We start from the raw sequence: 15,426 nt of genomic DNA, 5'->3' as shown, positions 1-15,426 counted from the left end.
CAGCCGCCAGCGCCGCCCTCGCCATTGCTGGCGGCCCTTCCTTCCGCTATGTCATCAGCGCCGGCATCGGCGGAGGCTTCTCCCCGATTGCGCCCGTCGGCTCCGTCGTCATCGCGACGGATATCATCGCGGCGGATTTGGGCGCCGAGACGGCAGACGGCTTCGCAAGCGTGGATCAGCTCGGCTTCGGCTCGTGGCGCGTTGCGGCCGACCGCGAGCTGGCGGGAGCGCTTCGCCGAAGCTCTGCGCACGGCGAATGAGCCTGTCGCAGCCGCCGCCGGCCCTGTGCTGACGCTCTCCACCGTCACGGGATCGGCCGAGTCGGCAGCCGAGCTTCAGGCAAGGGTGCCGGGAGCTGCCGCTGAAGCGATGGAGGGCTATGGCGTCGCCATAGCCGCCGCTATGCAAGGCATCGAGGCGCTGGAAATCCGGGCGATCTCCAATGCGGTCGGTCCGCGCGACCGCGAAGCCTGGCGGATCGGCGACGCGCTCCAGGCGCTTGAAAAGACGGGATTTTTACTGCCGGAGGTGCTTGGAATCCAATGAAAATCGCTTATTCCCCTTGTCCCAACGATACCTTTGTCTTTCACGCTTGGTCGCATGGCCTTATCGAAGGCGCGCCTGAGCTGGAGGTGACTTATGCCGATATCGACATCACCAACGGCTGGGCAGCCGACCGCATCGGGCCCGAGGTCATGAAAATTTCCTATGCCGCCCTGCCCTGGGTTCTGGAAGACTACGCGCTCATCCCTTGCGGCGGCGCTCTCGGCCGCGGCTGCGGTCCGCTCGTGCTGACCGCCGGCGGCGGAACCTCGCGCAGCCATGCTGACGCCATGCCGGGAGCACCTATCGCCGCTGGCGGCACGGTTGCTGCTGGCGGTACGCTTGCTGCTGGCGGCACGCTTGCTGGCGGTACGGATGCTGCTGGCGGTACGGATRCTGCTGGCGGCACGCTTGCTGGCGGTACGAATGCTGCGGCAAAGCCGGATGTCTCGGCAGGCCTCGATGTCCCGTATGGACAGCAGGATCAAGCCTCCGATAAGGCCCTCGTTCCTGCTGCCGGCTCCGCCCATGCCCACAGCGGAGCTGCCGCTCCCGGCGCGGATCCATCGTGGCTGAGCGGCAAGCGGGTCGCTGTGCCGAGCGAACGGTCGACCGCCTACCTGCTGTTCCGGCTCTGGGCGGCGCAGAATGTTCCTGGAGGCGTCGGGGAGATCGTCGTCATGCCTTTCCACGAAATCATGCCCGCCGTTCGAGACGGCCGTATCGATGCCGGGCTCGTCATTCACGAAGCGCGCTTCACTTATCCCGAATACGGGCTGTCGCTGATGGCCGACATGGGCGCATGGTGGGAAGCCGATACGGGCCTCCCGATTCCGCTGGGCGCCATCATAGCCAAGCGCTCCCTCGACCGCAGCTCCATCGCGGCATGGGCCCGCTCTTCCGTCGAATACGCCTGGGAGCATCCCGCTCAATCTGCCGATTACGTACGATCCCATGCCCAGGAAATGTCCCCCGAGGTCACCAGCGCCCACATCGCCCTCTATGTGAACGAGTTCACCCGCGAGCTTGGCGAGGACGGCTACAACGCCGTAGAGTCCTTGCTCGGACGAGCGGCGAGGGAAGGCCTCGTTCCGGAGTTCGACCTGGCTTTGCTGCGAAAATAATGTCCGGCACTGCTCGTGAAGCCTGGGCCGGACCGGACTTGAATCAGGCCAGCCGGTTTTCCCGGCTGGCCCCTTTCAGGTCAGGCGCTTCGCTATCGGACCATACGTCCGCTATACCTCGTAATTCGTGCTATTCTGCTGTCTATCGGACATACGTTCCGCTGTTTCTCTTAATTCGCGCTATTCTGCTCGCTATCGGACATACGTTCCGTTATTTCTCGTAATTCGCGCTATTCTGCTGTCTATCGGACATACAATCCGCTATTTCTCGTAATTCGTGCTATTCTGCTGTCTATCGGACATACGTTCCGCTATTTCTTGTAATTCGCGCTATTCTGCTCGCTTTCGGACATACAATCCGCTATTTCTTGTAATTCGCGCTATTCTGCTCGCTTTCGGACATAAGTTCCGATATTTCTCGTAATTCGCGCTATTCTGCTCGCTTTCGGACATACAATCCGCTAATTCTCGTAATTCGCGCTATTCTGCTTGCTTTCGGACATACGTTCCGCTATTCCCCTTCAACTCACTACTATCCCGATAATTGTTCACAAATAACGAATCCTATGTCCGATAAACGCTTAAACTCGACATTTTGAACGAAATAGCGGATCTGATGTCCGATAGTGCGGACAGCGCCCCCATGGCCAGTAATTGCCGTCATTCCCAAATAAAAAGAGCAGCCGGCAACCCGGCTGCTCCTTTCTTTTTCAGACTCTTTTATTTTACAGAGCTATTTTCTGCTTACAGACCTATCTTTCGCCTTACAGACCTATCTTCTGCTTACAGACCGATCCGCGCCTTACAGGCCTACGGCTCTGAATGCATTGGTCACCGAGGTGACATAAGAGGAGCCCGTTCCGTACAGGTCTTTGGCTGCCTGGATCGAGGCGTTCTTCGCCGCGGCGAAGTTGGAAGTGGAAGTAAGGTAATAGGCCACCGTGTTGTAGAAAATGTTCACGGCTGCGTCGCGCCCGATGCCGGCGACGGTAACGCCGTTCTGGGTGCCGCCTTGGGCGAGCAGGTAGAACGCTTTGTTCGTGATGCCGCTGTTCGTATGAACGCCGCCGTTGTCGGAAGATCCCGTATAGCGGTTGGCATAGTTGTCCGGCTGCCCGTAAAGCGTCGGGTTGGACATGGAACGGAGAGCATCTCCGGAGATGCCAGGCGTATAGACATCGTCGCCGATAAGCCAGTTTCTCGCCTGGATCGAGTTGCCGAGGACGTCGGCATAGGACTCGTTCAACGCGCCGGATTCATTGAGGTATTGAAGGTTGGACGTGTACTCGATGACTCCGTGGGACAGCTCATGGCCGACCACGTCGAGATCGCCCGACAGCGGAATGAACGTCGAGCCGTCGCCGTCGCCGAATACGATCTGGGTGCCGTTCCAGAAGGCATTGTTGTACCTGCTGCTGTAGTGGACCGAGGAACGGATCAGCAGGCCGTTGCCGTCGAGGCTGTTGCGTCCGAACTTCGTTTTGTAGAAATCATATACTTTGCCGGCATAAGTATGGGCATCGACGGCGGCTCCATCCGTCCATACGTTGTCGGCGTCCGTCAGCAGCGTGCCCGGAATCGTGGTCCGATTGCTGGCTGTGTAGGTGTAGATGCCGTTGCCGCGAGTGGTGTCTTTCAGCTGGTACGTGCTGCCGGAAAGAGTCGTCTGGAACGTCTTATTGTCGCCCAGCACGCCCGTGCCCGAACCGGTCGCCGTCTCGATCAGATCGTACTGCTGCACGATATGGCCGTCGGCCGCATCGATAAGATAGCGGGTGCGCAGAGGCTGCGGCTCAAGCACATTCACTTCCGTCTGGTAGACGAGACGCGACCCGTTGCCTTCCGGATATACGTACAGCTGAGCCGACGGAGTCTTCTCCTGTGCTCCCAGCTCGCCGATGCGGGAACTGGCTTCCTTCGCCGCGATAGCCAGAGCGTCGGATGCGCTTATGGCTGGTACGCTGGATTTTGCCGTGATTTGATTTTGAGCCGGCAGAACGGCTCCTACGAACGACGTAACCTGGCCGGCCTTGTCGATGTGAATGGTTTGGTCACCGCCATATACCGGGATGCCATTCACATATTGCTGCAGGCGGAAGTGCTCGACGCCCGAAGTCGGATCGGCTTCCTTCTTCTGGATCAGGAACGAGGTTTTTACATCCGCTGCGGATACACCCAGCTTTGCTTGCTGGCCTTCAAGGAAAGCCCAGATTTTATCCTCGGAAGAGCCCGGGACAATCTTGGCATCCTTGGAAGCCTCGATGAATTGAGTCACGAGCTGATTGTTCACGACGCTGACCCCGGGAGTTCCGGCCGCTCCAAGGCTTGGCGATTCGGCAGCGACAGCGGAAGCGGAAGAAAGCAGCAATACGGTACCGAGCAGAGTAGGAATCATTTTTTTCATTACACAATTTCACTCCAGTCATAATTTTTTTTCAAATCCAAAACTATACAGGAAAATAAATGCTGCATATCGCCTCCGTTCTATGTATGAATATTCACAACCGCCTTTTGAAGAAAAAAAATAGATTAGCGGTGGTGGCAACGAATGTACCACACCGTAATCTATTCGGTAAATATGGTAAAATAAGCAAAATAAAAAATGATTCTTTAGTATGAAAAGAACTGGATTGTTCGCGGCAATCCAAGCTTAAGGTCCCAATATAAACCTGAGAAACTGGTTCCCCAGATCCGATTATGAAAAATCAATTCGGATTAATTTAATCGGGAATGAGGCCTTTAGCTCCTTGTAGTCTGCCGTTGGTCTCATCCTTTCCTTCAAAAAAATCCATCAGAAAAACCATTAACAATCCAGCGTGTCCGGACTTCACTCCAACAACCTTCTTGTCATCGCAATCAAGCGCTCAGCAATCAGACACCTTGTCTATATGGACAACGTTCAGCGAACATGCTCATTGGCTGATGCCGAAATAAGATATGCCCGGCGCTTCCAGTGCCTTCAGTAAGGCCGAGCCGTCGGCCCAAATATTGTCTCTATCCCTTGACCGGCTCCTGCCTTGCCATCCTGCTGCTGAGGCGCGCCCGTGTCTTTACTGGAAATAAACTGAACGACCCCTATGATGAGGAGTAAAAAAACAAGGATGACGATGCCGATTCCGATGCGGAAAACCCAGCTTCTGCCGCTCTTTCTTCCCGGCGCTCCTTCCATCGGTAAAGGCGTATTTCCATCCTCTCCAGGCTCTTGATTCTTACTCATGTCTATCCCTCCCTACATCAACCTTACATAAGTTTCTTTTTATTCACAAATATTCAAGATTGCAAGAGAGTGATTTCCATTCTATTTCATGCATAATTTAAACTTTTTAACTTCTCATTTAACGCTTTATGATAGCTTTGATCCCTATTTTAATTGTCTTTGATAACCTTTGTGCACGCCAAATAGACTCGCCTAATCGCGAATCCAATCCGTACGTTGCTATTGCTCACCATAATGCTTTTCAAGCCCCACCCTCTTGGCGGGGAAGCCTGCTCGGCTCCTTCCCTGCTCCTATCCCGTTCCGTTCTCTTCTCCGATTATTTTCCGTTCTCTGTTCCATTCTCTGTTCCGTTCTCTGTTCCGTTCTCTGTTCCGTTCTCTGTTCCGTTCTCTGTTCCGACTATACCACTCTCTGTTCCGTTCTCTACTCGGATTTATATTACCATCCCCATTCCTATCAATATTCCTATCCCTATTCCTGTCCTATCTCTGTTCCGATCTCTGTTCCGATCTCTGTTCCGATCTCTGTTCCGATCTCTGTTCCGATCTCTGTTCCGATCTCTGTTCCGATCTCTGTTCCACTCCCTACTCAAATCCCTCTGCAATTCCTCCTCTCCCTACTTCCGCTGCCCGCTTCCCGAGCCCGGGAACCGCGGCTTGTTGAATGACCGTGTCGACTTCGCCTTGCGCCCGCATGGATAAGCTGCCAAGCTCTCCGATCAGCCAAGCATGGCGAAAGGAGGCCGAGGAAGACTCTGTCAGACGCGATCTCACATAGGCCAGGACCGCCTCCGGCATAACCTCCTTCTCCGTCCAAAGGAGAGGAGCGGACATGTCCGCTCGGGACAGCAGCCCCGCGACAGGAGCCAGCGACGGCGACTCCGAGCTCACGAGCGATACGCTTCGCGATATCCCGGCCCCGCTTCCTCCTGCGCCTGTCTCGGCCATTTCCACATAACGGGCCATTGCGACCGATTGGGCAAAATGATCCTCGCCCGAAATACGGGTGACTTGGCCGTACACGGCCAAGTCTTCGGCTACATCGGGCGGCAAGATAGACTCTGGCGCGATCAGATGGATGCGCGCTTTGCCGCCGCGCTGCTCCAGAGCCTGCGCCGTCTCCAGCGGAATGCCGGCGCGGCCGACGAGCAGCAGCGGCTCAGCGCTGCTGGCGATCCGGCTCACGGCGGGCGCCGTGTACAGCCGGGCTTCCTCGTCCGCAGATCCGACAAGGACATCAGCCGGATACTCGCCCGACTGCGCGGCTTCGTAGGCGTCCACGGCGCGGGCCAGATCAGCGGCTCCGCGGGCTGCGATCCGTTCGACGCGCAGGCCGAGCTTCTCCGCCTGCCGCTGAACCTGCGGTCCCAGCGCCCCGACCAGAATGGCCTGTACGCCTCCATTCCCGGGCATCCCTATCGGCCGCAGACGCTTCAGCTCCCGCAATGTCGCCTCCGGAATGCCGTCTGCATCTGCGTACAGCAGCGGACCGTCCGCGGCATCGTCGATCAAGCCCGCTCCCAGAACGGCCGCAATCCAGTCCCCTTGAGGCACGAGCACAACCCCGCCAGGTCGCTCATCGTTCTCCGTTGAGGGCCATGCCATTCGCGACGCCAGAACGGCGGCTTCATACGGATCGGCGGCATTAATTCGCGTCGTATGGGCTGTAGCGATCCATGGAGCCGCTTGCATGGCCGCTTCGGACGAACGGATAGCCAGCGCCTCGGGAGCGCTGTCCCGGAATGCGTCGGCTTCGCCTGGAGCCGCAGACGGAGAAGGGACTGCGGTACGGTGCGCAGGAAGCTTCCCGGATGCATCGCTCCCTGACGACTCGGCTCCCGAACCGGCTTCCGCTCCGCCCTCAGAATTCCAATCCCCGCCTGCGCTGCCTCTCTCATCAGTCTGCGACAGCGTCCCCGGCGCCAGCACCGGGATGTCCGCCATCCGACTCCCGCCCGCCACATCCGACATCACCGTCCGGGTCGGCTGCTGCAGAGGAGAAGAAGGGAAGCAGCCCTCCAGCATCGATGCGGACAGAAGCACAAGCCCGAACAAAGCTGCCGGACGGACGTGTCCGCAGCGGGGCAAGATTCGGGGTTTGCCGAGATTGGTCTTTCCCTTCCTTCCCCGATCCTCGCCCCTAATCCCATCCAATCTCCGATCCTTATCCATACCGCTCAATCCCCCTTCCGCCGATCCATCTCCGTATCATCGTTTCCTCCGCCGCCCCTCCCCAAACCTGTCCGACTATCCACCCTCCGGACAGCGCCCCGGCGCTGTGCGCTTGTGCTATAATGGCTTTCAACGACTGTCCACGACCTTATGACAAAGGAGCTTCCCGCCATGGCCCACATACGCCCGCTGCATACCGATGCCGATTTCCAGGAAGCGCTCGACAAGAGCATTCGGGTGCGCGTCTTCCGCGACGACCAGATGATCGAATCCGGCAGCTGCATTGTCCGCTTCGACGAGCGTACGGTCGTCATCCAATCCGGCGTCGCCGACCTTGCCTATCACTCCCGCAGCGGCTGCGAGTTTTTCGAGCTGCGCAAGTAACCCGCTTCGCCGGCCTTGACAGCGAGGGGAAATCTCATCGTCCAGGCAGACGGGCGAGGATTCAACAACCCTCCTGTCTGAGACTCCTGAGAGTTATACTCCAGGTTTGAAATATGCAAAAAGGAAACAAAAAAAAGAAGGATTCCCCGGCGGAAATCCTCTTTTTTTCTGGTATCGTTCATACAAATATTTCAGAGCGGCGCGATTTGAAAAACCGCCTCCAAAAGCTGCAGCGCACCATCTGTCGAACGGCATGGAGATCTTTCCAGCTCCTCTGCGCCCGCTGCGCCTGTGCTCCTCTGCACCTGTGCCCCTCTGCGCCTGCATAAGCCTGCAGAGCTACATCTGCAGCTGTTTCAAATGATAGAACTCGCCCTTGAGGGCGATCAGCTCGTCGAACGTGCCCGTCTCGACGATCCTCCCGCGCTTCATGACCACGATCCGGTCCGCATGGCGGATCGTAGACAGCCGGTGCGCGACGATGAAGGTCGTGCGACCCTTGATGAGCTGCTGCATCGCCTGCTGCACATGAAATTCCGAGGCGTTGTCGAGAGCCGACGTCGCCTCGTCGAGGACGATGACCTGCGGATCCCGCACGAGCGCGCGGGCGATCGCGATGCGCTGGCGCTGGCCGCCGGACAGCTTGCCTCCATGCTCGCCGACCATCGTGTCGACGCCGTGCGGCAGCCTGCCCACCATTTCCGACAGATGGGCCAGCTCCACGACCTCCATCAGCCTCTCGTCCGTGATGCCCTTCAGCCCGTAGGTGATATTGTCCCGGATCGAGCCGGAGAAGAGGATGTTCGTCTGCGGCACCACGGCCAGATGGCGGCGGTATTCCGACAGATCCAGCTCGGACAGCGGAACCCCGTCCACGCTCACCTGCCCCGAGCTGGGCTCAAGGAAACCGATGACGAGATTGAGGATCGTCGACTTGCCTGCCCCCGATTCTCCGACAAAAGCGACGCACTCGCCGGCCTTAACCTCCAGCGACAGCTCCTCCAATACATGCTGCTCGCTGTCCTTGAACTTCAGCTGGACGTCCGAGAAGCGGTATTCGCCGGCCACCTTGGGCAGCTTGAGCTTGCCGGCATTGTTCTCGATGTCCGGGGATTTCAGAATCTCCGTAATGGACGAGATGGACTCGAACCCCTTGGCAATCATCGGATATACGTTCATTAGAGCCGTAATCGAGCCGAGAATCATGCCGAAATACCCCTGGTACATGACGATGCTGCCGACCGGAATTTCGTTGGTGTAAGCGAGATAGGCGGTGAACAGCAGGCAGACGACCTGCACGATCTGGAACGTGACCCAGTTGGAGGCGCCGAAGTAGGCTTCGACGAGATCCATCCGGTAGCCCTTGCCCTGCAGCCGCTTCAGCGTCGTGTCGATGCGGTCGATCTCGACCTGCTCCAGCCCGTGCGCCTTGGTGACCGGAATCATCTCCACCATCTCCGACACATGGGAGCTCATCGTCTCGATTTCCTTGCGGAACTCGCTGTTGCTCTGCTTGATCCGCCGGCGGAACAGCCTCATCACCGCGATCGCGGAAGGAACCGTGACGAGGAAGAACAGCGAGACGAGCCAGTTGGTATACAGCGTGAGGCCGAACGCGATGATGACGTTCAGGATTGCCGGGAATAGCGCCAGCATCAGCTGCTTGGACATGCCCTCCACCGCCTCGACGTCGCGAAGCACCTTGGACTGGAGCCGGCCGGCCTGCAGCTCGCGGTGGGAATTGATCGAGAGCTGCTGCAGCTTGCGCACCATCGCTCCGCGCAGCCCCGCCTCGACGGTGCGGATGGCGCGGCTGAGGAAGCTCACGTAGGCGGCATGGGTCGGGATATTCTGAAGCACGACGACCAGCAGCACCGCGAAGTTGAGCCAGAGCTCCCGCATGGAATGCTGGGTGGGCTGGGCGACGATGTTGATGACATTGGCGGTGACGACCGGCAGCAGATAGACCGGCAGGCTTTTGATCACCATGAACATCAGCGAGATGCCGAGATTCATGAAGTTGCCTTTATACAGCGACAGGAGGTATTGGAAGGAAGTTCGGTTTCCCTCCTGCACCGCCTGCTGGAACGTTCGTTCGAATGAATTGCCGGGCAGTTCGGCTTGCGCGGCTCGGTTGAACATGATGGACCACCCTCGTTAAGTTGTTAGGCTAACAAAATGAACCTGTGCATCAGGTCAGGGGAACTATAAGAGATGACCTTGCCCGGTGTCAATGCCCATGGAGGGAAAAAGGACGGGAACGATTGGGCTGGCGTTGCTCCTGCACCGGCAGAGGGAAGCCAGAGCGCTTGCAGCCGCGCCTTCGGCTTGCGGAAAACGGAAGCCGCGGCGGGCGGCAAGCACCGACATGCCGATCACCCTCGCGCAGGGTGCACACGAGGGCGTGGAATGCCGCATGCCGTGACCCCGTGCGAAGGCGCATATACAAGGCGCGATGTCATGCACCCCGTGAAAAGCGCACATACAAGGGGCGGTTTGCCGCGCATCGCGCATCTTGTGCAGGTGCACGCGAACTACACCGTATGCGCGTTCCTCGCATAGATGCTGCGCATCCCATGCAAGGCGCAGCCGCGACTCCCGGGACCCGTGTGTCTTTGCCTAACAGCAGCAAAAAAAGAGCCGCCCTTCGGCCGATGAGGCCTTGGACAGCTCGCTCCCATGAATTGAAGCCACGCTTTTCCCCGACTCCCGCTCCCGCTTCAGCTCTTGATCGCGCCTGCTGCGATATCCGAGATGAACTGCTTGCTGATGAACAGGAACAGAAGGATAAGAGGAATGACCGCAAGCAAGGTTCCGGCGATGACCATGGAATAATCCGTCACGTAAATCCCGTTCAGCGACGCCAGCGCCACCTGAAGCGTATATTTGCGCTCGTCGGTCAGGATGATCAGCGGCCACAGGTAGTCGTTCCACGCTCCGATGAAGGTGAAGGCGCCGAGGAAGGAAAGCGCGGGCCGCAATATCGGCAGGGCGACGTTCCAATAGAGGCGCAGGAAGCCGCAGCCGTCGATGCGGCCGGCATCCAGCAGCTCGGACGGCACCGATTCCTGGGCGTACTGCCGGATCCAGAAAATCCCGAACGCATTGGCCATTCCCGGAATGATCAGCGCCTTGAACGTGCCGACCCAGCCGAATTTGGCCATAATGACGAAGGAAGGCACGAGCGACAGCTGGGACGGCGCCATCATGGTCGCCAGCAGCAGGACGAACAGCATTTTTTTGCCCGGGAAATCGAACTTGGCGAACGTGAAGCCCGCAAGCGAATCGAAGAACAGCACCAGCAGGGTGCAGGCGGAGGCGACGAACAGCGTATTCCAGAACGCTCCGAAGAAATCGACGTTGTCGAACACCCGGCCGATGTTGTCGAGAAGCTGGGTGCCGAACCACAGCTTCGGCGGGAAGCTGTAAATATCCGATGTCGTGCGCGTCGCCATGACGAGCAGCCAGTAGAACGGGAAGATCGATATCAGCAGCCCGATGGCGAGGCCGATATGGAGCAGGACCGATTTGGTTCTCGTCGCCATCATTTCACCCCCTGCCCGCGGGTTGGCCCGCCTTGGACGAACAGCCCATTCACGATCGAGAAGATTGCGATCAGGACGAACATCCCCCAGCCGACGGCCGCGCCGTAGCCGAAGTAGTTATGGATGAACGCTTCGCGGTACAGGTACAGCACGATCGTGAGGCCTCCACCGCTGACCCCTCCGTCATTGCCCGCGAGCACCTGCGGCTCGGTAAAGATCTGCATGCCTCCGATGGTCGAGGTAATCAGCGTAAAAAGGATGATCGGCCTCAGGTTCGGAATCGTAATCCGGAAAAAGGATTGGACGGTCGAAGCCCCATCGATTTTGGCGGCTTCGTAGAGGACGCTCGGGATGCTTTGCAATCCGGCCAGGTAGATGATCGCGTTGTAGCCCGCCCAGCGCCAGATGACCATGACGGACACCGCGAGCTGGATGCCCCAGGTTTTGTTCAGCCATTCGATCGAGTTCAGGCCCATGAGGTTCAGGACATAGTTGAGCAGGCCGTAGTTGTTGGAAAAGATCGTGCCGAACACGATCGCCACCGCCACAAGCGAGGTGACGTTCGGCATGAAATAGCCGATCCGGTAGAAGGTCCGGAACCGGACGAATGAGGAATTGAGCAGGAACGCGACGGCCAGCGCGAGGAACAGCATCGGAACCGTCGAGTAAATCCAGATGAGCAGCGTGTTGCCGACCGCCCTCCAGAATTCGGGATCGGTCAGCATGAAGCGGTAATTGTTCACGCCGTTGTAGCTCATCCTCCCGATTCCATCCCACTTTTGGAAGGAAAGATACATGGAGAAGGCGATCGGGAACAAGCCGAAAATGGCGAACAAGATGTAAAAAGGCGATATGGCCAAGTATTCCTTCCGATGCCTCCATAGTCTCGAAGCCAAGCTGCCTTTGAGGCGCGGGGGTACGGGAGCGCGGGCAGGCTCCGCGTTCAGCATGGGATTGCCCATTGAGGTGACCTCCTGTCAGCCATTGATCTTGGAAATGCACTCTGCACAGCGGGCAGCGGCCCGCATCAGCGCAGCAGTTCTTTTTTGATCCGGCTTATCGCGTCTTTCCAGGCTTTGTCGGGATTTTTGCCCTGCAGGGCGACGGAGGTCAGCTCGCGGCCGACGATTCCGTTCACATTCGAATACTTGCCTCCGAAGTAGGCCGGCTTCACGTTGCGCGCGGATTCCGAGAAAATCTCGCCGGTCGCCTGATTGCCGAAGAAAGGCTCCTTCTCCTTCATGATAGGATCGTCCAGCGCTTTGGCGGCGGAAGGGAACAGATTGAGATTTTTATAGGACTGAATCTGATTGTCGGGATTTTGAAGGTAGCGGATGACTTCGAAGGCCTCTTGCGGGTATTTGCTCGTCTTCATGATGGCGAGGAAGGAGCCGCCGTTGTTGCCGTCTCCGCCCGGAGCCCGGGCGACTCTCCATTTGCCGCTCGTATCCGGCGCGGCCTCCTCCAGAACCTCCTTCATCCAGACGGCCCCGACGAAGGAGGCGATGCTGCTGTTGTTCATGGCTGCGCTCCATTCGCTCGTGAAGGCGTTTGCATTGCCAGACAGTTTCAATTGGGCGGCCTTGACGGCCAGATTCCAGGCGTTCTTCATCGAGGAGGCAGGCGTATCGCCGATGAATTCGTCCTCCTTGGAGAAATAAATGCGGTCGGATTGGGCATTGGCCTGGGTGTAGACGTTGTTGACGTTGTCGAGCATCTTGACCTTGCCGGCAAAATGATCCTGAAGCTTCTTGCCTGCGTCGAGATAGCTCTCCCACGTTCCGAGCTGCTTATGCACGTCTTCCGGATCCGACGGGAGGCCGGCTTCCCGGAACAGATCGGCCCGATAGAACAGAGCGGTCGGCCCCGTATCGATCGGCAGGGCGATCATCGTTCCTTCCGGCGTGACGCCGAAATTCCATTTCCAGTCGAGGAAATCCGGCTCGATCTCCTTGGCTCCGAGGTCGTACAGATCGTAGAAGCGGTCTGAGCTGACGAACAGCTCGGACACCCAATCGTTGAAAGCGACGATATCGGGTCCTGCGGAGCCGGCGGCGAGCGTCGTTTTCAGCTTGGACTTGAAGTCGCCTCCGATTTTCTGCGCGTTGATGCGGATGCCCGGGAACTTCTGCTCGACGGACTTGATGAGGCCGTCGTCGAGGCTTCGGTTCCAATACCAGAGTGTAAGCGTTTTCGTTTTCTCGGTTGGAGAAGTGCTGCCGCAGCCTGCGGCGATCATGGCAAGAATCAGCATGCATAAGCCGACCATTCTGGTTTTGACCACTTCCGCCATTCCTCCTGACTTGTGGACTGCCTCGGCGCGGCTGCGGCCGCAGCCGCGTCGCGCCCCATTCGCCTAACCGTACTATTTTATTCCGGCCTCCGCAGAATTTGCGCACAAAACGGATTTCCTTTCCATACCCATCTCCAGACATTTTGAAACCGTAATCGGCGGAAATAGGCTCCTCAATGATACCTCTCGCATTTTTTGATATCGGCTCATTCCGGCGTGCGCCGAGGATGCCCGTACTGCACGAGCACATGCCATAGCTGCTTCAGCTCCTGCAGAACTGCCGGGTAGTCGCCCCTGCCGCTCCATGCGGCCGGATTCCGCTTCAAATCCATGGCCGCACAGCCGATCTGGAAGGCATCGATCTCTCCGTTGCGAGCGATCCTCCGGGCAAGGGAAGGCATGGAAGGCCCTCTAAAATCGGTCGGAACCTCGTCCGCCTTCAGGAAAAAGCCCATATGCCAGTACAAGCGGATGGAATACCGGCGGCAAATGAGTTCTAAAAGCTTTCCGGTCCCGGTGCCCTTGAAGCACGGATCCGCGACAAGCAGCTCCACATCCTCTTCCAGCGAAAGGCCCCCGTGGATTTGCGCCTCAATATAGTGGTCGAGATTTCGTACCGATTCTCCCCCGATATCGCCGGCGAACGGCTTCTCAAGCCTGTCGATTGTAGGGCCGAGCAGCTTTTGGACCGTCAGCTCACGTTCGCCGATCGCAAACCCGCCGTAATGCGCATCCTTCAGGAGGGCAGCCGCAACGAGGCCGAACTCCTCGAAAGTACCCTTCTCCCTGCGCTCCAGATGGGAATCCAAATAAGTGAACGTACAGCGCCTGGAGACAGCCGGAGAGAGCAGAAAGTAGCAGGAGCCGAATCGCGGAGCGGGACCTTCCGGATGCTGCATGACATTCAGAGCCCCATACTTGGGCCGCTCGCTGTTGGCCGCGCCGCCGGTCTGATAAGCGCCGCCAAACATCCTCTCCTCCCAGATGTCGCGTTCCCCGCCGGGATACGCCGACACGCTTCCGCTCGAGAGCATGGTTTCGAACTGGCTTTTGTATTCCCCCTGTTCGAGCAGCGCTTCAGCCACGCTTTTCATGCTGTGGTCCGGCCGGTCGGGATGGAAATGGAGCGCGACCGGGGCATGGGCCTGCAGCTTCGCAACCGCCTCATCCAACGAGGCCCGGCCGATGCCAGTCAGACGAAGGACATCGCCGATGGCTTGGTCCGCCTCGCTCTTTCGGCTTCTGGCATAAGCGGCGACATGCTCCAAAGCTTTCCGCTGGGACAGCGTCAATTCCACGGGCATGACGATCCCTCCTTTTAGCAGGGTCTACCTCTTCTCCCTCGCCGCTTGAATCTCCTTCCGCGCATATGCCGAATTAGCGGCATACTGACGGCCTATCGGCACGGCATGATGCCAAGCCTGACGGCGGTTCCCGGGTTCCAGCCTCAATTCAGCGCGCAAAAAAGCCCCTGCGAGGGGGCCTTGAATCCGATATCGGTCAAGCTTCCGCATTGCCGCGCTCATCCTCCGCTTTGCGCAGAGGACGGCCTTTCTTGCGCAGCTCGCTCATGAGCTTCTTGCCGGTCGGCGTCTGCGCCAGCCCGCCGCCTGCAGTCTCGCGGTGCTTCTCCGGCATCGCAGCGCCGACCTCCAGCATCACCTGCACGACCTCGTCGGAAGGAATGACGCTCCGCACGCCGGCAAGCGCCATATCGGCGGCCGCCAGCGCCGTGACGGCGCCGAAGCCGTTGCGCACGATGCACGGAATCTCCACCAGCCCGCCGACCGGATCGCAGATCAGGCCGAGCGAGTTTTTAAGCGCGAGTCCGACTGCGTGTACAGCCTGCTCCGGCTTGCCGCCGCGCAGCTCCGCAAGCGCTCCGGCCGCCATGCCGATCGCGGAGCCGACCTCCGCCTGGCAGCCGCCCTCCGCTCCGGATACGAAGGAGTTGTTCGCGATGACGTAGCCGATCGCGCCGGCCGCGAACAAGCCGTAGGTCATCTCGTCGTCGCTCCAGCCGAAGCGCTCCTGCGTGCTGACGAAGACGCCGGGAATGATGCCGCAGGAGCCTGCCGTCGGAGTCGCCACGATGCGGCCCATGGAAGCATTCACCTCCGACACGGCCAGCAAGGCCGCCATGGCGCG

The 15,426-nt window shown here is 58.6% G+C and carries 10 protein-coding genes and 3 pseudogenes; 4 read left to right on the top strand and 9 right to left on the bottom strand.

Annotation, left to right across the window (positions count from 1 at the left end; translation table 11 throughout):
• From BN871_RS27155 to BN871_RS30420, 3 pseudogenes are all read left to right on the top strand, one after another.
• Positions 1 to 546: pseudogene (locus tag BN871_RS27155) on the top strand (futalosine hydrolase); the annotation flags it as partial.
• Positions 543 to 812: pseudogene (locus BN871_RS30425) on the top strand (MqnA/MqnD/SBP family protein); the annotation flags it as partial. The pseudogenes BN871_RS27155 and BN871_RS30425, both read left to right, overlap by 4 nt.
• A 294-nt stretch (positions 813 to 1,106) precedes the next feature.
• Positions 1,107 to 1,667 (top strand): annotated as a pseudogene (locus tag BN871_RS30420) (MqnA/MqnD/SBP family protein); the annotation flags it as partial.
• 802 nt (positions 1,668 to 2,469) lie between these two features.
• Here the strand turns inward: BN871_RS30420 and BN871_RS23075 are convergent.
• The 3 genes from BN871_RS23075 to BN871_RS23065 all read right to left on the bottom strand — a co-directional run bounded on the left by BN871_RS23075 (position 2,470) and on the right by BN871_RS23065 (position 7,056).
• Positions 2,470 to 4,071, bottom strand: a complete 1,602-nt coding sequence (locus BN871_RS23075) for a M4 family metallopeptidase (RefSeq protein ID WP_021881860.1) — start codon at positions 4,069 to 4,071, stop codon at positions 2,470 to 2,472.
• Between the two features lie 555 nt (positions 4,072 to 4,626).
• Complete coding sequence (locus tag BN871_RS23070; protein ID WP_021881861.1) at positions 4,627 to 4,884, bottom strand: hypothetical protein; 258 nt, start codon at positions 4,882 to 4,884, stop codon at positions 4,627 to 4,629.
• Positions 4,885 to 5,469: 585 nt separating this feature from the next.
• The gene (locus BN871_RS23065) at positions 5,470 to 7,056 is read right to left on the bottom strand and encodes a cell wall-binding repeat-containing protein (RefSeq protein ID WP_157060372.1); all 1,587 of its coding nucleotides are present in this window, start codon (positions 7,054 to 7,056) and stop codon (positions 5,470 to 5,472) included.
• Positions 7,057 to 7,227: 171 nt separating this feature from the next.
• On the opposite strand from BN871_RS23065, the gene BN871_RS23060 reads away from it, so the two are divergent.
• Positions 7,228 to 7,440: a hypothetical protein gene (locus tag BN871_RS23060; RefSeq protein WP_021882376.1), complete on the top strand. Its 213-nt coding sequence runs from the start codon at positions 7,228 to 7,230 to the stop codon at positions 7,438 to 7,440.
• 339 nt (positions 7,441 to 7,779) lie between these two features.
• On the opposite strand, the gene BN871_RS23055 is transcribed toward BN871_RS23060, so the two are convergent.
• From BN871_RS23055 to sdaAA, 6 genes are all read right to left on the bottom strand, one after another.
• Positions 7,780 to 9,582: an ABC transporter ATP-binding protein gene (locus BN871_RS23055; RefSeq protein ID WP_083436607.1), complete on the bottom strand. Its 1,803-nt coding sequence runs from the start codon at positions 9,580 to 9,582 to the stop codon at positions 7,780 to 7,782.
• Positions 9,583 to 10,160: 578 nt separating this feature from the next.
• Positions 10,161 to 10,988, bottom strand: coding sequence for a carbohydrate ABC transporter permease (locus BN871_RS23045; RefSeq protein ID WP_048749171.1), 828 nt, complete (start codon positions 10,986 to 10,988; stop codon positions 10,161 to 10,163).
• On the bottom strand, positions 10,985 to 11,947 hold the full coding sequence (locus BN871_RS23040) for a carbohydrate ABC transporter permease (protein WP_021881551.1): 963 nt from the start codon (positions 11,945 to 11,947) through the stop codon (positions 10,985 to 10,987). Before BN871_RS23040 ends, BN871_RS23045 begins: the two co-directional genes overlap by 4 nt.
• A 65-nt stretch (positions 11,948 to 12,012) precedes the next feature.
• Positions 12,013 to 13,278, bottom strand: a complete 1,266-nt coding sequence (locus BN871_RS23035) for an ABC transporter substrate-binding protein (RefSeq protein ID WP_048749169.1) — start codon at positions 13,276 to 13,278, stop codon at positions 12,013 to 12,015.
• A 206-nt stretch (positions 13,279 to 13,484) separates the two neighbouring features.
• Complete coding sequence (locus BN871_RS23030; protein ID WP_048749179.1) at positions 13,485 to 14,576, bottom strand: DUF3626 domain-containing protein; 1,092 nt, start codon at positions 14,574 to 14,576, stop codon at positions 13,485 to 13,487.
• 202 nt (positions 14,577 to 14,778) lie between these two features.
• A partial coding sequence (sdaAA, locus tag BN871_RS23020; protein ID WP_048749165.1) for an L-serine ammonia-lyase, iron-sulfur-dependent, subunit alpha occupies positions 14,779 to 15,426 on the bottom strand: 648 nt, incomplete at its 5' end.

The sequence above is a fragment of the Paenibacillus sp. P22 genome, from assembly GCF_000469945.2.
In the GTDB taxonomy this organism is placed as follows: domain Bacteria; phylum Bacillota; class Bacilli; order Paenibacillales; family Paenibacillaceae; genus Paenibacillus_O; species Paenibacillus_O humicus.
Note: the sequence above shows the minus strand (reverse complement) of the source record. Positions and strands in the feature narration are given on the sequence as shown.